General features: G+C 69.6%; 15 protein-coding genes and 1 pseudogene. 3 read left to right on the forward strand and 13 right to left on the reverse strand.

The genetic code is table 11. The annotated features are described in order from the left end of the window. Position 1: 1 nt before the first annotated feature. Both GA0074704_RS20915 and GA0074704_RS20920 read right to left on the reverse strand, forming a co-directional pair. Positions 2-556 carry a hypothetical protein gene (locus GA0074704_RS20915; protein ID WP_331716638.1) on the reverse strand — a complete coding sequence of 185 codons (555 nt, stop codon included), beginning with the start codon at positions 554-556 and terminating at the stop codon, positions 2-4. Between the two features lie 16 nt (positions 557-572). Next, positions 573-1,544 carry a DUF1702 family protein gene (locus GA0074704_RS20920; protein ID WP_088972071.1) on the reverse strand — a complete coding sequence of 324 codons (972 nt, stop codon included), beginning with the start codon at positions 1,542-1,544 and terminating at the stop codon, positions 573-575. Positions 1,545-1,767: 223 nt separating this feature from the next. On the opposite strand from GA0074704_RS20920, the gene GA0074704_RS20925 reads away from it, so the two are divergent. After that, positions 1,768-2,580, forward strand: coding sequence for an AfsR/SARP family transcriptional regulator (locus GA0074704_RS20925; protein ID WP_088972072.1), 813 nt, complete (start codon positions 1,768-1,770; stop codon positions 2,578-2,580). Between the two features lie 37 nt (positions 2,581-2,617). On the opposite strand, the gene GA0074704_RS20930 is transcribed toward GA0074704_RS20925, so the two are convergent. From GA0074704_RS20930 to GA0074704_RS20955, 6 genes are all read right to left on the reverse strand, one after another. Next, the gene (locus tag GA0074704_RS20930; protein WP_088972073.1) at positions 2,618-3,970 is read right to left on the reverse strand and encodes a cytochrome P450; all 1,353 of its coding nucleotides are present in this window, start codon (positions 3,968-3,970) and stop codon (positions 2,618-2,620) included. Between the two features lies 1 nt (position 3,971). Then, entirely contained in the window at positions 3,972-4,466 is a 495-nt protein-coding gene (locus tag GA0074704_RS20935) for an acyl-CoA thioesterase (RefSeq protein ID WP_088972074.1), read from the reverse strand. A 48-nt stretch (positions 4,467-4,514) separates the two neighbouring features. Further along, a complete protein-coding gene (locus GA0074704_RS20940) occupies positions 4,515-5,123 on the reverse strand; it encodes a response regulator transcription factor (RefSeq protein WP_088972075.1) in 609 nt (202 codons plus the stop codon). Further along, on the reverse strand, positions 5,072-6,325 hold the full coding sequence (locus tag GA0074704_RS20945) for a sensor histidine kinase (protein WP_088972076.1): 1,254 nt from the start codon (positions 6,323-6,325) through the stop codon (positions 5,072-5,074). The genes GA0074704_RS20940 and GA0074704_RS20945 overlap by 52 nt, the downstream gene beginning before the upstream one ends. Positions 6,326-6,695: 370 nt before the next feature. After that, positions 6,696-7,421, reverse strand: coding sequence for a DUF899 family protein (locus GA0074704_RS20950; RefSeq protein ID WP_088972077.1), 726 nt, complete (start codon positions 7,419-7,421; stop codon positions 6,696-6,698). A 12-nt stretch (positions 7,422-7,433) separates the two neighbouring features. Next, a complete protein-coding gene (locus GA0074704_RS20955; RefSeq protein ID WP_157743753.1) occupies positions 7,434-8,276 on the reverse strand; it encodes a helix-turn-helix transcriptional regulator in 843 nt (280 codons plus the stop codon). Positions 8,277-8,856: 580 nt separating this feature from the next. On the opposite strand from GA0074704_RS20955, the gene GA0074704_RS20960 reads away from it, so the two are divergent. Then, the gene (locus GA0074704_RS20960; protein WP_088972079.1) at positions 8,857-9,699 is read left to right on the forward strand and encodes an aldo/keto reductase; all 843 of its coding nucleotides are present in this window, start codon (positions 8,857-8,859) and stop codon (positions 9,697-9,699) included. A 56-nt stretch (positions 9,700-9,755) separates the two neighbouring features. On the opposite strand, the gene GA0074704_RS20965 is transcribed toward GA0074704_RS20960, so the two are convergent. Together GA0074704_RS20965 and GA0074704_RS20970 are read right to left on the reverse strand one after the other, a co-directional pair. Further along, positions 9,756-10,439: a TMEM175 family protein gene (locus GA0074704_RS20965; protein WP_088972080.1), complete on the reverse strand. Its 684-nt coding sequence runs from the start codon at positions 10,437-10,439 to the stop codon at positions 9,756-9,758. A gap of 65 nt (positions 10,440-10,504) precedes the next feature. Continuing rightward, the gene (locus tag GA0074704_RS20970) at positions 10,505-10,720 is read right to left on the reverse strand and encodes a hypothetical protein (RefSeq protein ID WP_157743754.1); all 216 of its coding nucleotides are present in this window, start codon (positions 10,718-10,720) and stop codon (positions 10,505-10,507) included. 674 nt (positions 10,721-11,394) lie between these two features. On the opposite strand from GA0074704_RS20970, the pseudogene GA0074704_RS20975 reads away from it, so the two are divergent. Next, positions 11,395-12,624, forward strand: a pseudogene (locus GA0074704_RS20975) (IS701 family transposase). A gap of 213 nt (positions 12,625-12,837) precedes the next feature. Here the strand turns inward: GA0074704_RS20975 and GA0074704_RS20980 are convergent. From GA0074704_RS20980 to GA0074704_RS20990, 3 genes are all read right to left on the reverse strand, one after another. After that, on the reverse strand, positions 12,838-13,848 hold the full coding sequence (locus GA0074704_RS20980) for a TauD/TfdA family dioxygenase (RefSeq protein ID WP_088973855.1): 1,011 nt from the start codon (positions 13,846-13,848) through the stop codon (positions 12,838-12,840). A gap of 185 nt (positions 13,849-14,033) precedes the next feature. Beyond that, a complete protein-coding gene (locus GA0074704_RS20985; protein WP_157743755.1) occupies positions 14,034-15,497 on the reverse strand; it encodes an MFS transporter in 1,464 nt (487 codons plus the stop codon). Then, positions 15,490-19,551, reverse strand: a complete 4,062-nt coding sequence (locus GA0074704_RS20990) for a non-ribosomal peptide synthetase (protein WP_172880669.1) — start codon at positions 19,549-19,551, stop codon at positions 15,490-15,492. Before GA0074704_RS20990 ends, GA0074704_RS20985 begins: the two co-directional genes overlap by 8 nt. Between the last annotated feature and the right edge of the window lies 1 nt (position 19,552).

Below are 19,552 nucleotides of genomic sequence, written 5' to 3' on the forward strand. Positions count from 1 at the left end.
CTCAGCCCGCCTCGCGGGCGCACCGGCAGGAGACCGCACGCCGCTCGGCGTCGTTCGGACGCAGGTGGTGGTACACGGCGATGACCATCGGGATGAAGACCACCGTGTTGTAGAACAGGTGCAGCTCGACCCGGGGGTAGAACTGCTGCAGGACGCTGGTCGGCACCGTGCCGCCGAAGAGGAAGTGGTGCGTCTGCGCCTGGATGAGCAGCAGCAGATGCTCGATGTGGTGCCAGAACTGGATCACCAGGGCCACGGTCCACCACGTCCGGGCGCGGCCGGCGAACCCGTCGCGCAGTGCGAACAGGCCGATCAGCATCACGACGGCGTACCCGTAATGCAATGTCTCGGACGTCACCAGCCAGGGGTAGTACTGGCCGAGGATCCCCCGCGCCTGCGGGCGGGCCCAGTGCAGGCCCCAGATCTGCACGGCCTGCGTCAGGTGCTCGGCCCAGTGGCCGAGCACGACGACCATGAAGATGTTGAGGCAGAGGCGGTGTCCGGCCCCGTTGGCCCAGCTCACCGGCCGCCGGTCGCTGATCGCGAGCGTCGTCACAAGACCCTCCTGGTCCTTAGGAAACGCTGACGTCGAAGTGGGAGCGGATCCGTTGGCGCCACAGCTCGTAGGCCGGCTCGGATCCCGGAGAGTGCACGGCGGTGGCGTCGGCCAGCGCGACCGCCTTGTCGACGGTGAGGTCGGTCAGCACCCGGCACGCGGTCGTGGTGCAGTCCGGCACCAGGCCGCTGTAGTCGCGCGCCTTGACGGCGAACACCGAGCCGAGGGCCAGCTGCGACCATGCGTCGCCGGCCGCCCGGCGCAGCGCGTACAGGCCGTCCGGGTCGCTCCCGCCGGCGAACGTCGCGGCCAGCCCGACGCCGCTCCACAGATCCGGCTGGCGGTGGCTGGCGAACCGGCGCACCGCGGCCGCGACGTCGGGCGTGTGACCACCGCCGATGAACCACAGCGCGCGACCGATGCCCTGGTCGACGGCGCGGAGGAAGTAGTCCGGCCATCCTTCCCAGCCGTACGGAGCCGGCACCTTCTGCTCGTCGACCCACCGCGGGGTGTCGAAGTAGGCCCGGTCGAAGCCGAATCCGTCGACCGCGAGCCAGCTCATCGTCGGGTGGTACGGGTCATCGCCGAGATCGGGGACGGCTTTCCTCCACAGCGGACGGGGCAGCCGGGCCATCGCGAAACCCATGCCGATGTACGCCAGGAAGATGTGCCGGCGGCCCGGCCCGATCAGGAGATCCCGGGTCCGGTGACCGCCGCCCATCGCGTCGAGGACGGTGAACGCCATGGTGACGCCCTCGAGCGCGAATCCGCGCATCTCGGCGTCGACCAGCTCCAGCCGGCGCTCGACCTCCCACTGGTCGCGGGCGTCGATCCCCCACTCGAACCCGCAGACCACCGCCTGCGGTATGGCCTCCAAGTGTTGCGTAGCCGCCGACGGCGTGACCGGGAAGCCCCGCTTGGCGAAGGTCACGTCGGCGAGTCGCGGGCTCAGCGCGAGCCGACGCATCGATCCGAAGACTGTGGGCATCTCTCCACCTTCCGCAGGGACGCACCGAAATTCCCCTGCGCAGCGTGGCACCCGGTAACACGACGGGGCTTGCTCCCGCTTGCTGTCGGCCCATGAGCTTTTCACCTCTTGGTCATGACCCGATCCCTGGAACGACGGGTCCTGATCGAAGCAAGCTCAAACAACGTCACAACCTTCGATACGTCAGACTCTGGAGCTACACCGATGACTTGGAGCCACGCCAATGAACGGGGAGCCCGGAAAGTTAGTCGTCCAGCTGCTCGGCCCGCTGTCGGCCAAGCTCAACCACCAGCCGGTCGTGCCGACCGCGCCCAAACAGCGGCAGATCCTCGCGCTGCTCGCGCTGCACGCCGGCCGGACGGTCACGACACCGATGCTCGTCGAGGAGCTCTGGGGGGAGCGTCCACCCCGCAGCTTCGCCACGACCATCCAGACCTACATCCTCCAGCTGCGGGCCAAGCTGGCCGCGGCGGCCCGGGACAACGCCTGGGTGCGGCGCCTGCTGCGCACCACGCCCTCCGGATATCAGATCGACGCGCGGCTGTGCCAGACCGATGTGGCGGAATTCGACCGCCTCGTCCGGGCCGGCCGCCAGGCCGCCGGGCTGGGTGACCCGGCCGCCACCGCGGACCTGCTGGGGCACGCGTTGGCCCACTGGCGCGGGTCGGCCCTGGTCGACGTACCGACCGGACGGGTTCTCGGGGCCGAGGTGGCCGCGCTGGAGGAGACCCGGCTCGGCGTGCTGGAACGTCGCATCGAAGCCGATCTCAGCCTGCACCGGCACGCGGACCTGCTGGGCGAGCTGACCATGCTGGTGGCCCGCCACCCGTTGAACGAGAACTTCTGCGCGCTGCTGATGACCGCCTTCACCCGGTCCGGCCGCACCGGGTGCGCGCTGAAGGCGTTCCGGCGGATGAGGGCCGTGCTCCGCGACGAGTTGGGCATCGAGCCGGGACCCCGACTGCAGCGGCTCCAGCAGGCGATCCTCGCCGGGCGGATGGAGCTCGAATCGGCCTGGTTCCCGTTGGCCAGCTGACGCCGGCCGCCGGCCTGACCGCCGCGTTCGTCGGCGGTCAGGCCGGCAGCACCCGGAGCGGCAGGCCGCCCCGGATCCGCAGGGACAGCATGGCCTCCGGAACCGGATCGGCTGAGCCGGCGTACTCGAACCGGAAGCGGCGCGCGACCATGGCCGTGATGAGGGTCGCCTCCAGCAGGCCGAGATGGCTTCCGACGCAGACCCGGGGACCCGCTCCGAACGGGACGTAGGCGTACCGGTGGGCGACCGGCGGCGCGCCGGCGGCGAACCGCTCCGGCCGGAACTCGTCCGGATCGGTCCAGAAGCCGGCATGCCGGTGCAGCGTGTACGGGCTGATCATCACCTCGGCGCCGGTCGGGACCGGGTACCCGCCGATCTCGTCGGCCGCCACCGCCCGCCGGGGCAACGCCCAGACCGGGGGGTAGAGCCGCATCGTCTCCTGGATGACCATGCCGGTGTACGGGAGGTTGGCCAGGTCGGCGTGCCCGGGCACGCGGTCGCCGAGGACCTCGACCGCCTCGGCGTGCAGCCGCTCGGCCGCTTCCGGGTGGCGGCTGAGCAGGTACCAGGCCCAGGACAGGGTGCTGGCCGTGGTCTCGTGCCCGGCCAGCAGCATCGTCACGACCTGGTCGCGCAGCTCCGTCGGCTGGCCGCCGGCCTGGAGCAGCCTGGAGATCAGGTCGGAACCGGTGCCGTTCGCCCGGCTGCGGACGAGGGCCCGCACGGCGTTGTCGATGCGCCGGCGGGCGGCTCGGAAACGCAGGTGGCGGGGCAACGGCAGCCACAGCGGCAGCGCTCCCAGCGTCACCATCTCGAACATGGCCTGTTGCTGCGCGTCCTCGAACGCCGGGCCGAGGAAGCGCAGCGGGCTCAGATCCTCGTCGAACAAGGTCCGGCCGAGGACGTCCATGGTGAGCGCGGTCATCTCCTCGGCGAGGTCGACGACGTCGCCGGTGCGGTCGGCCAGCCGCCGGGTCAACTGGGTGCCGGCCCCGGTCACCACACCGGCGAACCCGGCGATGCGCTCGCGCCGGAACGCCGGTGAGATGATCCGGCGCTGCCGGCGCCACGTGTCGCCCTCGCTGGTCAGCAGGCCGTCGCCGAGGAACCGGTGCCGGGCCTCGGCCAGGCCGAGCCCTTTGTGGTAATTGGCCGAGTTGTCGGAGAGCACGTGCTTGGCGTGGTCCGGGTGGTTGAAGAAGTAGATGGTCTTGGGTCCCATGGCGAACCGCACCACGTCGCCGTACTCGTCGGCGGCGTCGGAGAGGAGGCTCAGCCGATCCCCCCAGAGCTTGCGCAGCAACCCGGGTACCGCCCACGGCGGAGGCCCCGGGTAGGACGGCCGGGCCGCGCCCGGCGGCACCTCGCGTACACGGTCGTCGATCGTCATGTCAGCCCCGGCCCCCGGTACCGGCAGCCACGGCGTAGGTGACCGGGATGATGGCGTAGTCGTCCAGCGCCGCCACCAGCGACGCCGGTACGCGGGTTGGAGCGATGGCTCCGTCGGCCTCGCGCAGGCAGGCCACCCACTGCCGGCCCTGGGCGACCAGCTGCTCCACCCCGTCGCGCAGCCGCACGAAGTCGAAGGCGAGGCTGAAGTGGGTCGGGGCCATCTCCTCCAGCCGCATGCGGACGGACACCTCGTCGAACGCGGCGACCTCCGCGAGGCACTCGTACTCGGAGCTGACCATGGACAGCGTCAGGTTGCCGTACGACGCGTCCAGCAGATCGGGAGCGTGTTGGAGCAGGAACATCTCACGGCACCGGTCCTGCCAGCGCCCGTAGTTGACGTGGTAGATGTCGCCGACCAGGTTGGTTTCCTCAAAACCGACGACGTGCCGGTATTCGTAGTACCGCTTGCTCGCGAGTCGCCTGACGTCTGACATGTCACCACGATGCGACAGTCAGTCACCGCAGTCCTCTCGGACCTTGCTTCATGGCAACCAGCCCGAGTCGTAGGCCCGCTTGACCGCGTCGACCCGGTTGCGGGCGTGCAGCTTCGTCACGATCGTCGTGAGGTAGTTGCGCACCGTACCGACCGACAGGTACAGGGTGGAGGCGATCTCCACCGGGGTCGCCCCGGCCGCCGTGAGCCGAAGCACCTCGTGCTCCCGCGCGGACAGCGGGTTCAGGCCGCAGTCCCACGCCGACTGGGCCAGCTGGGGATCGATCACCTTGCGACCGATGGCGACGCTGCGGATGGCCGTCGCCAGCTCCTCAGGCGGCGAATCCTTGAGCATGAAGCCGGAGACCCGGGCGGACAGCGCCCGGCTGACCATCCCGGAGCGGCCCAGGCTCGTGAGGATGAGGGAACGGCAGCAGGGCAGCTCGTTCTTGAGCTGGGCCGCCGCCGACAGACCGTCCAAACCGGGCAGGTCGACGTCGATGACCGCGACATCGGGGCGGCAGGTCAGTGCCGTGGGCACGATGTCCGCGCCGTTCTCGACCGCCGCCACCACCTTGAGGTCGGGCTCCAGTTCGATGAGGGCGATCAGGGCCCCGCGCACCATGGCGACATCCTCGGCGAGCAGGATTCGCAGCACTCGCAGGTCCTCCTCAACGGCTCCGGGTCCACGCAAAGGTCGAGTGCTGCCGAGCGACCATGCGCGTCAACCCGTGTGGAGGCCTCCGCGAGAACGCGAAACAGCCCGTCGCCACACGACATTACGTTGAGCGTGCCACCCACGGCCTCCAGCCGCACGGCGAGGTTCTCCAGACCGCGACCGTCACGGTGAGCGGGCATCAGCGACGCCACCCCGTCGTTGGTGACGGACAGACCCACGCGCTCGTCCGACTGCTCGGCTGCGATCCAGCAGTTGCGCGCGCGGCTGTGCCGGGTGACGTTCGTGACGAGTTCCCGGAGCACCATGGCCAGAACAGTGTCGACATTGTGCGGAAGGATGCCGCAGTTCATCTCGACCCGCGCGTCGACGTCCGCGCTGGCCAGCAGCGAGGCGGCCGCCGCCACCTCCTGGGCCAGCGAGATGTTGCGGTACCCGTCGGCGACCTGCCGCATCTCCGCGGCCGCCTGCCGGGCGATGTCGACGACGTCCCGCAGCTCGTCGCTGGCCTTCGCCGGGTCGGTCGGCATGATCCGCCGGGTCAGCTCGGCCCGTAGCGTGATCGCCGCCAGGCTGTGGCCGAGCAGATCGTGCAGATCCCGGGCGAACCGCATCCGTTCCCGAACGACGGCGAGCTGCACCACCTCGGCCTGCACGACCCGGACATGCCGGATCACGGCGCTCAGGCCGCGCACGCAGAACATGGTCAGTCCGATCGCCACGCTGCCCACGGCGACGTAGGCCGCGTCACTGACGCCCACCCCCACGGCCATGACGGCCGCGAACAGGCTCGCGATGACCGCGGTGAACAGCGCCCAGGCCGCCCGACCGGGCACCAGGACCAGCACCGAAGCGGCGAGGAAACCGCCCATCCCCGGCCAGGTCGCGTCCACGAGGAACAGCGGAAGGTACGTGGCCAGGGCCTGGACGACGATGGCACCCGGGCGCTGCCATCGTGGGCTTCGGGCGGCCTGGCGGAACTGCCACGCTTCCAGCCCGGCCAGGACGGTCATCGCCTCCAGGCTGGCGGACAGCCGCGACGGCGGCATCCGTGCCGCCAGGATCGCCGTGACCTGGACCGCGAGCAGGACTACCAGGATCAGCGGCTGCAGGCGTCCGCCGTTGGGCCAGTCGTCCCCGGCGCGAGCCGCCTCCGTTGGCGGCGTTGATCTAAACAACCCCATGGTGCCGTGAAGTCATCGGAGCTCCTGCCGCCCGGGCCCATAGATGATCTCCGCCGAGCAGGCCGAGATGTTAGCAATTTTGAACGGTTCGCCTCAATACCCGGCCGATCGGAGGCACCGCTACCAGGCAATACCGGTCGCGGTCACCCGCGGCGCCCCGGCAATTGCGTCATCGACCACCCGGACCCCGTGGTCGTCCGCTCCGCACCCGACGACCGGCCCAGCGGGCCGTCGAGCGCCAGTGTCACCGGGCCGTGACCGAGCGTCGTGCCCGGCGAAACGGCGACGGCCGCCGTCACCGGGACCCGGCGACCCACGCCGTCTCCTGGAGCACCACCGGGTACGGGCCCGCCCACCCTGCCCGGACGCGTCAGTGGCCACCTCGCCGCCGCGCCCGGCCGCCGGACGAGGTCAGCTCGAGGAGGCTCTTGGCGAGGCCGATCGCCTCGACGCCGTCGTCGTACGCGGAGTAGGTGTGGAACACCCGGCCCCCGTCCTGGACGAAGCAGCTCAGCCCAGCCACCTCGACCGGAGCGTTGCCGGCGACCAGGTCGGTCGCCGACCCTGCGGTCAGGATCGCCTCCTTGGACTCGAAGTTGTACATCACCGGCGTGACCCGCTCGTCCAGGGTGACGTGGAAGTCGTAGTTGAAGTCGCTACCGAATGAGGAGTACCAGGGGAAGTCCTCCGGCCTCCACTGCCGGCCGGCCTTGAGCTGGGCCAGCGGCGCCCGGGACACCGCGGCGAACGCGGTGTCCCGGGCGTGCAGCGCGGCAAGGAGCCCCGGGGAGAACTCGTCCGCGAACGCCGAACAACTCGGGCAGGCGGCATCCCAGGCCGGATCGAACATCAGATGGAAGACGAGCAGTTGGCCACAACCGCCGAACAGGTCCGCCAGGCTGGCGGGACCGTACGCGCCGTCGAAGACGTAGTCCTTGTCGATCTGCACCATCGGCAGGCTGCGGCGCAGGGCGACCAGCGCGGCGTAGTCCTCGTAGAGCTGTTCCTCCCTGACGAGGAGTTCCTTCCGGGCGGTCAGCCAGTGATCGCGTGACACGACCTCCCGCAACGCGTTCTGACTTCTGCTCGGCCGCATCGCCCTGTCTCCTCACCTAGTGCGTTGTCCATGAACGTTTGCCGGGTAGGAGACACGCCGGGCGGCGTGCGTCCGGATGAGGTGGTGAGGAGCATATACCGATCCATCCATCTTGGACATTGCGTTCGGTTCGAGGTCGGGAACCGCGTACAGGACGGGCAGGTCGGTCATGCGTCGGGGCCGCAGGGCGATGTCGGCCTCATCGGTCGAGCGGTCCGCCACGCTGATCGGTTCGACATCGCTGACCAGCAGCGAGCGCCGGGTCCAGGGCTCCGGGTCGGTGCTGTCCGCGGTGGCGACTGCCCGGATGAACCGCAGCCCGGGAGCGACGCCGCCCAAGCGGTAACGCACGGCCGTCCCGGGCACCGCCGTGACGATCGTCCAGGACACCGGCTGGCGCTGGATGATGGGTGTCTCGAACGCACCGATGTACACCCGGGCCGTGGCGTACTCGGGAGGCAGGGTGACGGAACCGGTGACGGTGCCGGCCTCGGGCAGCGGCCGGCTCGCCGGCGCCGGAGCAACGCGCATCCCCTCCGACCACATGCGCCGGAACCGGCTGGGCGAGAGACCCACGCTGTCGGTGAAGTGGTTGGTGAACGAGCCCAGGCTGTTGTAGCCGACCGCCAGGGAAATGTCGGTGACGCTCAGCTCGGTCGTCGCGAGCAGGCGCTTGGCCTGGTAGATGCGGACAGCCGAGAGGTAACGCCCGGGCGATACCCAGGTGGCCTCGCGGAACACCCGGGAGAAGTGGAACCGGCTCAGGAAGGCGCTCTTCGCGATCTCATCGAGCGACAACGGCTCGTGGTAGTCCTCCCAGATGCGGCCGATGGCACGTTCGATAGCACGTTTCATCTGAACCCCCATAGACGAGAGCGAATAGATGAAACGTGCACCGGTGGACTCGAGGGACGGACCCAGCAGCGGTCGAGTCTCACTGGAGGTCGCCCCGTACGCCGCATCCCGCGAGAAGCGGGGCCCGCTCCGGGCGCCTACCCTCACATCTGGCGCGCGGCACACCCTGCGGCAGCTCTATTGACTGATGGCCTCTTCGGATCCGGCGACGAGGTCATCGAACAGGAACCCTGCACATGGTGGGCGAAATACCCGCCGGTGCGGGCCTCCGGGCGAGGCTCGTCCTCCCGACCCGGAGCCCCACCGGGTCAGGCGGGCCGGTCAGCGGCTGCTGGCGCTGCGACATTTCTGCGGCATTCCCTTCGCGGCACCGCCCGTCAGCGGCGCATCGTTCGCTCGCGGTCGCCTTCCGGGTGCGGGCAAAGCCCGTCAAGCCGGTGATCATCGCTCGAAGGTGGACCATCGGGCACATCCCACCCCAGAGCCCGATCGCTGCACGGAGCAGTGTCCAGAGGTGTGCCGGCTGTCGCAGAGGGTAACGAGGCAACCACTGGTATCCAGGCTCTCGAAAGGTCAGGACATGACCCTCGCTGCCGACGCGATCCAACTGCCGTCCGGCCAGACGATGCCGGTGCTCGGACAGGGGACCTGGTACCTGGGCGAGCGCCCCGAGAGGCGGCGGGACGAGATGGCCGCCCTACGCATCGGGCTCGACCTGGGCATGGCCCTGATCGACACTGCGGAAATGTACGGTGACGGCGCCTCCGAGGAACTCGTCGGCGAGGCGATCCGCGGACGACGAGCTGACGTCTTTCTGGTCGACAAGGTGCTGCCGTCCAATGCCAGTCGACGGGGAGCCGTGCAGGCCTGCCGACGCAGCCTGCAACGACTCGGCGTCGACCACATCGACCTCTACCTGCTGCACTGGCGGGGCACATATCCACTCGCGGAGACGATCGAGGCGTTCGCCGAACTCGTCGAGGCCGGTGACATCGGGCAGTGGGGCGTGAGCAACTTCGGTCTTTCTGACATGACGGACCTGTTCGACGCGGGCGGGAAGTCCTGCGCGACCAATCAGATCCTGTACAACCTCACCCGCCGGGGTCCCGAGTTCGACCTGCTGCCATGGCTCCGCGAGCACCAGATCCCGGTGATGGCGTACTCCCCGATCGAGCAGGGCCGCCTGCTCGGCCACCCCCAGGTCGCGGAGATCGCCGCCCGGCACGAGGCCACACCCGCTCAGGTCGCATTGGGCTGGCTGCTGCGACAGGAGAGGATTGCCGCCATCCCGCGGTCATCGAACCCCGAACACACCCGGGAGAACGCAGAAGCACGCGAGCTGTATCTGAGCGAGGAGGACGTGGCGGCACTCGAAACGGCGTTCCCGCCGCCGGCCGGGCCGCAGCCGCTGGAAATGTTGTAGCGGGACCTGGCGGTCCCCCGCCGCCTGCCAAGAGTGATCCGCTCTCGCCCGCCCCCTCAGTCGGATGGTGGCGGAGTGCGGTGCCGGATCCGGCGGGTCAGCCGAAAGTGGTACAGGCCGGCGCTGGTAACGGCGAAGAAGACGGGCGGGAGGAGGAAGATGACGAGGCCGACGAGCGGCGTCACCAGGTAGCCAGCCAGCCCAGCCAGGACGTACAAGACGATTCCGACGACGGCCCGGAGCCGCTCGACACGGAAGAACTCGTTCTTGGCCTCTCCCTTCAGCAGGTCGGGGCGCCGGGCCAGGTAGTGGTAGAACGCCAGCCAGGTCGCGCAAAGCGCCGCGCCGATCAGGGCGTAGAAGGACACGGCCACACGCTGGTCCGCGTTGTCGTGCTCCTGCAGGGCGTGCGATACCACGACGGTGGGAAACGGCAGCAGCGCCGTGCTGAACAGCACCAACAGGTTCATCCAGTGCAGGCCGCGATCAGTCTGCTGGATACGGTTGAACGCCGCCTTGTGGTTGAGCCAGACGACGGCCACGTACGAGTAGGACGCGAGATAGGCGACGTATGCCGGCCACTGGCCGAGCAGCCCGGACAGGAGGTGGCCGGGCGGGACGTCCGGTACCCGGAGGTCCAGGACCAGCAGCGTGATGATGATGGCGAAGATGGCATCGCTGAACGCCACCGCACGGCTGGTGTCCGAGCGGGTGCCGGGGTCGGTGTCTGGCCCACTCATCGAGCGCGCCTACCCGGGGTGGTCCGCGCCAAACACCCTGGCTCACCCGCCGCCTGTCGTGCGACTCAGTATGGCTGGCGCCTTCCATCAGACGCCGCATCCGTTGTCCAGCCCCGAGCCGATCGCGCCGCCAGCGATGTGGTGATCCAGGCGAGCGTCAGGTGGTCGGTAAAACTGACCGGCCGCTGCAAGGTCTGCTCCAGCACGGACGTGTCGATCAGCAGCTTGGACAGGCCCGGCAGAGCGCGTCCGGGTCGGTTGGCCCGGACCATGCCGGCCAACAGCCCTCGGTCATCGGTTGAATCCTCGCTCGAGTCCCGAGGTTGTGAACCATGGGCAGACTCGCCGGCAACAGTCGGATCAGCCACCCGCTGCCGCCACGGCAACGCGGTCGATCATCACCGAAGGCGACGCCAAGCTGGCGCGCTACCGCGCCGCTCCCGAGGCCGGGAGCGGATCCGCTCCATCGACCCCGGACCGATCGCCGACACCTCGTACGGCCCGGTCCGGCCGTGGTCACCGACTGGATCGCGCAGACCCAGTCGGAACGCACCAACTGGAAGCAGACCTTCAGGCGAACGAGGGCAGCAGCCCTGACCGGATGAGCCGCGCTGAGATCACGAACCTGGTGACAACCCTCGGGCACATCGCCACCGTGCTCCGCGACACCGACATCGGCGGCAACTCGGCCTCCGGCTGAATCACCAGCCGGAAACGCAAACGGTGCGCGCTGAAGTGGATCTCAGCGCGCACCTTGGGCTTCTATGTGTCCGAGGGGGGAATTGAACCCCCGTACACAGCATCCATGCACCAGATAGGTGCTCATGCGGCTAGCCTACCGGCGACAACATCGGCCTGCAGTCCGCTCCGGGCATGCGGGGGTGGCAATCTCTGTGCCGGCCCACCATGCCCGCGCCTAAGCTACAGCTCGCTCAGACCGAGTCGTCCGCCCTTCCTGCATCGTCTTTTAGACACGTTCGTGACGGGGCTGCTGGCTGACCTTGAGGTCAAGACGTGTTGGCAGTTGGCCGAGCTGGCCGGGCATGCTCGGCCGGATGCGATGCAGCGACTGTTGTACCGGGCGGTGTGGGACGCCGACGACGTCCGCGACGACCTGCGGCAGTTGATCACCGCGTGGTTCGGCGCCCCGGACGCGGTCTTGGTCGTCGACGACACTGGGGACCTGAAGAAGGGTGTGCACACGGTTGGGGTGCAGCGCCAGTACACCGGCACCGCGGGGCGGATCGAGAACAGCCAGGTCGGGGTCTTCCTCGGCTACGCCGGCTTCGCTGGGCACACGTTGATCGACCGGCGGGTGTACCTGCCGGCCTCGTGGACCGACGACCGGGATCGCTGCCAGGCCGCCGGGGTGCCCGACGAGGTCGAGTTCGCCACCAAGCCGGAGCTGGCCGCGCAGATGATCACCGCGGCTCTCGACGCTGGAGTGCCGGCCGGGTGGGCCGCCGCGGACGAGGCTTACGGCAACAGCGCCGTCTTCCGCGCTGGCCTGCGCCAACACCAGCTGGGCTACGTCTTGGCGGTGTCCCGCAGCCACCTGGTGCCGCTTGACGGCGGCAAGACCCGGGTCCGCGCCGACCGGATCGCCGCTGACCTGCCCGCCTCGGCGTGCCAGCGGCGCAGCGCCGGCGCCGGGTCGAAAGGGCCGCGTCTCTACGACTGAGCCTGGCTCGATGACGTGTGCACCGACGTCGACCCCGACGACGGCGGCCGACACAGCATCTTGATCAGGAAGAACACCACCACCAGTGAGCTGGCTTTCTACCGCTGCTGGGCTCCGAGGCTGTCCACCCTCGCCGAGCTCGTGCGGGTCGCCGGCATCCGCTGGACCGTCGAAGAAGCCTTCCAGGCCGCCAAGAGCCTGGTCGGCCTGGACCAGCACCAAGTCCGCCGCTGGGACTCCTGGCACCGCTTCACCACCCTCGCCCTGGCTGCCCTCGCCGTCCTGACGATCAGCGCCGATGACGCCACCCACGACGAGCCCACCATCACCGGGCTGATCGCGCTGACCGTCAACGAGATCCGCCGGTTGATCAACGCCTGCATCATCCGCCCAATCAGCGACCTCGCACACCGCTTGCAATGGTCAGGCTGGCGCCGACACCATCAAGCCCGAACCCGACGAGCCCACTACACACGCCGCCTCAGCCTCGAACTTCAGCCATGATCCCGAACGGCGGCTGCCGTATTAGTGGCGGGCCTCCCCTGATTCTGGTCGACGGCCGCTCCTGGTACCGCCGGCCCGGCGGATCCGCTCATGTATCGCGCGAGGGTGACGGCGTGATGGCATTTCCGGACACCTGGGGCGGATGCCCGTACCGCTCCCATCGTCATACCTTGTCAGGTCGATGTCCGCCGCAGGGTGCCCGAAGCCGTTGCTTCAGTGCACCCGGGGGTCGTCCGCACTGGCGCGGTGCCGGAGGTTCCACAGGCTGCGACGAATGTAGGTCCGCTGAAGCCAGCGGTCACGACCGTCGTGCCGGGCAGCGAACTCGGACCGGGCGTGCAGACCCTTGCGATTGTTGATCAAAAGGGCGTTACCCGGCTCGAGCCACACCCGGTGCGCGATCTCGCCGCATGCCGTTTGCAATCTCGCCAGCGCTCGGCCGGCGTCCGGCGTCAATTCCCGCACCCCGTTGGCCGACACCGAGATCTCTGGTGCGTGTGCGGGCCCGGCGATCACCGGAATCGGCACGGACAGCACCTCGGTGCCGCTGGCGACGTCGCGTACGTAGCTGCCGGGTGCGTTGAGGCGGAACAGGGGCTGGCGGAGTACGTCCAGCGTGCCGGGGTCGAGGGCCCGCACGACATCGCGCGCGTCGGCGTAGTAGGTGACGGCTTCCCGGTCCGCGTCCTGCCGCAGGCAGTTGAGCACCAGGAAGTCGGGGTTTGCCGTGTCGTACCGGCCCGTGTCGTCGTAGACGATGTCGTTGTGGAAGTTGAGAAAGACCTTCGAGCTCTCGTTCGTCTGGGTTGACGCGCCGGTCTTGACCGGTGCGACGTCGTGTATTAGGCGGCCGTCCTTCTCGGTGCTGAACCCCACCGGCTCACCGAGCAGGTGGCTGAGGCCCAGCAGGACGCACTCGGCGACGAAGGTCCGCTTGTCCCGGCTCGGGGTTCCGTCGGTGGGCGTGTCAGGCAGCTCAGGGTCGCAGGGAAGGTTGCGGACGAGCATGACGCCCGGGGTGTCGACGTGGCGGCCGAAGTCCAGGATCGCCTGCAGCTGCTCGACCGGCAGTCCGGCGAAGGCCGCGTGGAGTTCGGCCAGCGAACGGTCGAGGTCGGTGGAAGGGTTCGGCTGGGCCCGCAGCCGGGCGCCGAGGGTGTCCCGCGTGAGGTCGTCGAGGACGACCTCCTCGAAGGTCTGGGTGAGGGTCGGTGCGATTATCATGTCCATCCATCCTTACGACTGTGGTCGATCGATGACGTCGACGGGTCGAGGCGTCCGGCTCAGGCGTCGAGACATGTGCGGCGACCCGCTGGAAGACTCGGCCGATGCCCCACGCCGCTGCTGAAGGGGCTGATCAGGGCAGCGCGGGCCGAGCCGCCGGGTGGAACCGGCGCGGCGCTGGTCGGTCAATCAGCGCGCTCCTCTCCTCGGTTGTGTCGGCGCCCGCCGGGCGTGGCCGGCTCGGTGGTCCGGGCCACCGACACCTCGTTGACCTGGTCCAGCGGTGTGCGCAGCAGCGTCAGCGACCTGGCCAGGTGTCCGGCGACGGCGAACGGTAGGAGGATCCCCGCGAAGCACAGCGCGGCCACTGTGGTGCCGAACTGGCTGCCCAGCCAGCCGGCCAGCAGCATGCCCAACCAGGTCAGCGACTGGGCGCAGAACGAGGAGGCCGCGCCGACGCGGCCGATGAGCTGGTCGGGTACGAGGCGTGCGGTGTAGGACTCCCACACCGTCACCGTCGGCACCGACGCGAACGTGAACGCCGCGGTGGCCAGTCCGATCTGCCACGGCGCCGGCAGGACCGCGGCGAGCGCGAGGCTCGCGACGTAGACCCAACCGCCTGTCTGGAAGACGTGCAGGGCGCTCATTCGGCGCAGGATCGCCCCGGCCAGGAACGCGCCAAGGATGCCTCCCGCTAGGACGCCGGCATTGGTCACACCGATGAGTTGGGGTGTGGCGCCGCGCGACGCGAGCAGCGCCACCAGGAGCAGCATGAAGCTGTTCCCGACCAGGTTGGTGACGGCGACCCAGCCGGTGGTGTAGCGGAGGAAGTCGTGCCGCAGGATGATGCGGAATCCCTCTGCGATGTCCGCGATCACCCTTCTGCGCTTGGGCGGGTCCTCGGCGTCCCCTGCGGTGGCGGTGCTGCCCTTCGGCTCTCGGTCCGGGCCCAGGGGGTGTCTGATCAGGGCCGCGCCGATGGAGGCGAAGAAGAACGACAGGGCGTCGACCCCGAACGGCAGCCATCTCGCGACTCCGAAGAGCAGGGCCGCCAGCGGTGAGCCGGCGAGTTGCGCGCCCATGGCCAGGCCCTGCTCCTGCGCGGCTCGGGCGGCGAACTGCTCGCGCGGCACGATCCGGCGCAGCGCCGGTAGGACGGCGCCGGAGCGGACGCCGGTGACCAGGCCGGAGAGCAGTGCCATGACGGCGAGGAGGTCGACGTGCACCGGTCCGCTGAGCAGGGACACGGTGACCACGCCCATCATCGCGGCCTGCAGGGCGGGCGCCACCACCAGGATCAGTTTGCGGGAGCGACGGTCGGCGAGTGCGCCGCCCCACAGCAGGGTCAGCAGTCCACCGATCCGGCCCGCCGCGGCGATGATGCCGGCGTTGAGCACCGATCCGGTGCCGAACACGGCGAGCAGCGGAAACGCCACGTTCGACATGTTGCTGCCGAGCAGCGATACGGCGTTGCCGCTCCACCAGCACATGTAGTCCCAGTTGCGCCACAGCGACGGCGGCCGCTCGCGGGTCGCCGCGACCGTCTGCCCGTCGGCCTGCGCTGCCTCGGCCCGGGCGGTGTCCGTCGGGTCGGTGAGGCCCTGTTCCGCGTCGCGGACCGGCATCGGCGGCGATCCCTGCTCAGGCACCGGCCCGGACTCTCTGGTCGCGGCCCGACCTGGCTTCCCAGGCGTGTCGTTGAAGGACTGAGGTGATGGCATCGGCGATCCCGGTCACGTTGGGTTCCAGAAGTGGGGCACGATGATCGCCCGGAACGATCCGGTGATCCAGGCTGCGGACGAGAGAACGCCAGTCGTCGGCGTAGGCAGGCGGCCATGTGCTGGCGGCCGCCTGGTAGAGGATCATGTCGTGGTCGGCTCGGTCGGGGTGGTAGTCGAGCAGCCAGGAGCTTTCCAGCATCGAACGGCGCAGCACCCGTTCGAGGTGCTCGTGACCGAGGTCCAGGTGTTCGGTTCCGATGTTGAGCGTGGCTAGGTCGCGCCGCAGCGCGTGAGACGCGGGCGCCATCGGCGAGGCGTCGCGCAGTTGGGCGAGCGCCCGGGAACTGGTGGCCAGGTCCCGCTCTGCTTCCGTACGCCAGGAGCGCACGGGCACCACGGAGTCGATGACACACACCGGCCCGACCTGCGCGCCGGCGTCGCGGGCTTGGCGGGCCACCTCGTGGGCGAGCACCCCGCCCAGTGACCAGCCGACCAGGTGGTAGGGACCGTGCGGCTGCTCGGTGCGGATGACTTCCAGAAATTTTGCCGCCAGCGCGGTCAGGGAAGTCTCGACGTTGTGGAGCGCATGGTCGGTCGCGTTGTCCTCGAGTCCGATCACGCGGGCGTCGTCGGCGAGGAGCTCGGCGAGGCGGAGGTAGGAGGTGAGGCCTCCCCCGCCGTACGGCAGGCAGAAGACGTTGGCCGCCGCTGTCGAAGCGTTGAGGCCGACCAGCGCCACCCGCAGGGCGCGCTCCGCGGGTCTGCCGGTGGTCGAGGAGTCCGCCCGGGGGTCACACGCTGCTCTCGTGGAGCAGGTGGCGGCCGCCAGGTCGGCGATCGTCGGGTTTTCGAAGAGCGTGCGGGGAGTGATGGTGACGCCGTGCTTCCGAAGCCGGCTCACCAGGCGGATGCTGCCGAGCGAGTCACCGCCGAGGGTGAAGAAGTTGTCGTGCACGCCGATGCGATCGCGGTGCAGGACGTCTGCCCACACCTCGGCCAGCCGGCGTTCGGCAGGGGTGCGGGGGCTGACGTGGTCCGCCGCCGGGGCCGCCCGGTCTGGCCGCGGGGCCGGGAGGGCGGCCCGGTCGACCTTGCCGTTGCTGTTGAGGGGGAACTCGGGCACGACGGCGAACGCGGCCGGCACCATGTAGTCGGGCAGCCTTTGCCGCAGGTACGCCTGCAGGTTCTCCGGCCGCAGGCGAGAATCGTCGGCGCTGGCGTCCTCCGCCGCGGTGACGTAGCCGACGAGCTGCTTTCGCCCAGGTGTGTCCTCCCGTCCGACGACCACGGCCCGGCCCACTGCCGGCGCACCGGCCAACGCGGCCTCGATCTCCTTGGGTTCGACCCGGAAACCTCGGATCTTGACCTGGTCGTCGGCGCGGCCGTGGAAGGTCAAGATGCCATCCTCTCTCCAGCGTGCGCGGTCACCGGTGCGGTACATACGCGCGCCGGGCCTGCCGAAGGGACACGGGACGAACCGTTCCGCGGTCAGGTCGCACTGGTGGAGGTAGCCGTGTGCCAGTCCGTCGCCCGTCGCGTACAGCTCCCCGATTACCCCTGGCGGCACCGGGCGTAAACGGTGGTCGAGGACGTATACCTGTTTGCCTTCGATTGGTCGTCCGATGGGGATGGCGCCGTGCGCGTCCTGCACGGTGATGGCGTGGACGGTCGTGAAGCCGAGGGTCTCCACCGGGCCGTACCCGTTGACGAGGCGGGATTCGGGATGTTCGTGCAGGAACCGTCGCACGTGCTTGGGCGAAGCAGCCTCGGCGCCCACCATCACGGTGTCGACGGTGCCGAGCGCCGGCGAGTCCTCGTCCACCAGGACATTGAACAAGCTCGACGCCAGCTGCAGGGCGCTGATCGAGTGGGCGGCGACGAGGTCCTCGACGAGGACCAGGTCGGGGCTCTGACCGTGCTGCAGCACGCATACGCCGCCGTGGAACAGGGCGGAGAAGACCTCCAGCGCGAAGGCGTCCCAGGGCACCGGGGAGCACTGCAGGTAGCTCCGGTCGGGCCCGTGCGTCAGGTACGAGCTGCCGGTGTGGGTGACGGTCAGCGCACGGTGCGGCGCGGCGACGGCCTTCGGTCGGCCCGACGACCCGGAGGTGAACATGACACAGGCGAGATCTTCCGGGCTGGTGGTCATCCCCGGCCGGTGTGCCGGGCGTGCCGCGATGTCGGCCGCCTCGTCCGGCGCGTCCAGCCGTACGCGGGCCACGTCGGCAAGCGCTCCGCGCAGGCCGAGCCGGTCGGTATGCGCCGAGGTGGTGACCACCACTGTCGGCCGGGCGTCCCGGAGCACGGCTTGGAGCCGCTGGTCCGGGTGGGTGGGATCCAGCAGCATGTACGCCCCGCCGGTCTTGAGCGCCGCGAGGAGGCTGGAGATCAGGGCGGGGTGCCGATCCACGCAGATTCCGATGATCGACGAGCGGCCCGCGCCCTTGGCGATGAGGTGGTGAGCCAACCGGTTCGCCTCGGCGTCTAGCTCCCGGTATGTCATGGTCTCGGCGTCGAGGACGACGGCGGTGCCTTGCGGGGTCCGGTCGGCCTGCGTCTCGAACAGTCCGTGCACGGTGTCCCGGACCGCGGATCCCTTCGGCGCGGCGGCGCCACTCCAGGTGCCGAGGACGATCTCGCGTTCCCGCTCGCCCATCGTCGGCAGCGTACCGACCTCGGCCCCCGGCGCGGCGACCATCGCCTGGAGCAGTTCGGTCATCATCCGGGCGCCGCGCTGGACCGTCTCGTCGGAGAGCACCTGGCGGTCGAAGGTGAAGAAGGCCCGCAGGCACTCGTCGATGTGCGCGGTGACGCTGAGCGGGAAGTCCGACCGCTCGGTCGAGTCATGACGGTGCACGGTGGGCAGGTCGGCCTCTCCCTGCCCCGAGTCGGTGGACGGGTAGTTCTGGAAGGTCAGCAGGGCGTCGAACAGCCGATGCCCCGACGGCAGCTCCGACCAGGTTTGGATGTCACCGAGCGACACATAGTCGTACTGGCGGCACTCGATCTGTTCCTGCTGCAGGGTGCGCAGCCAGTCGGCCACCCGGGCCTGGTGGTCGATCCTGACCCGCACCGGCAGCGTGTTGATCAGCATCCCGACGATCGACTCGACGTCCGCAATCTCGGCCGGCCGGGTCGACACGATGCCGCCGAAGACGACGTCGTCCTGTCCGGTCCACTGGGCGAGGACCAGGCCGAGGGCCGCCTGGACGATCGTGTTGACCGTCAGCCGGTGGTCGCGGCAGAACGTCACCAGTCGCTGGGTCTCCTGCTCGCCGAGCACCGCCTCGACCACCGCGACCGGCTCGCCGTCGCCTATGTCGCCGCCAGCGGTGGTGCCACCGGGCAGCGGTGCTCTGGCGTATCCGCGCAGGTGGTCGCGCCAGTGTGCCCGCGCCGCCTCGGGTGAGCGTTCGGACAGCCATGTCATGTAGGCGCCGTAGGGGGCCGCCGGTCCGAGGTCAGCGGCCACGTTGTGCCGCAGCGCGCGGTAGAACTGGAAGAACTCGGCGGTCACCGTTGCCACGCTCCAGCCGTCCAGCAGCAGATGATGGAAGGTCGTCACGAGGAAGTACCGGTCGTCGGCGGCGCAGATCAGCGAGAGTCGGTGCAACGGTGGCCGGCCCAGGTCGAAGCCGCGTCGACGGTCCCGTCGCGCCCATCGGGCGAGTTTGGGCTCGAGGTCCTCCGGTGCGCTGTCACGCCAGTCGAGCACCGTGAACGACGCCTCGACCTGGCGCAGCACCACCTGCACCGGCTCGCTCACGTCCTCCCACACGAAGCAGGTTCGCAGGGCGCCGTGCCGGTCGACGACACACTGCCACGCCTGGACGAGAAGGTCGACGTCCAGTGGGCCGGTCAGCTCGTCGACGTGCTGGGCGACGTACGGCGTCGCCTCGTCCTCGGGGTCGTAGACGCTGTGGAAGAGCAGCCCGCCCTGCAGCGGCGCCAGCGGGAAGATCTCCTCGACGTTGCCGGACATG

The organism is Micromonospora siamensis (assembly GCF_900090305.1).
In the GTDB taxonomy this organism is placed as follows: Bacteria; Actinomycetota; Actinomycetes; order Mycobacteriales; family Micromonosporaceae; genus Micromonospora; species Micromonospora siamensis.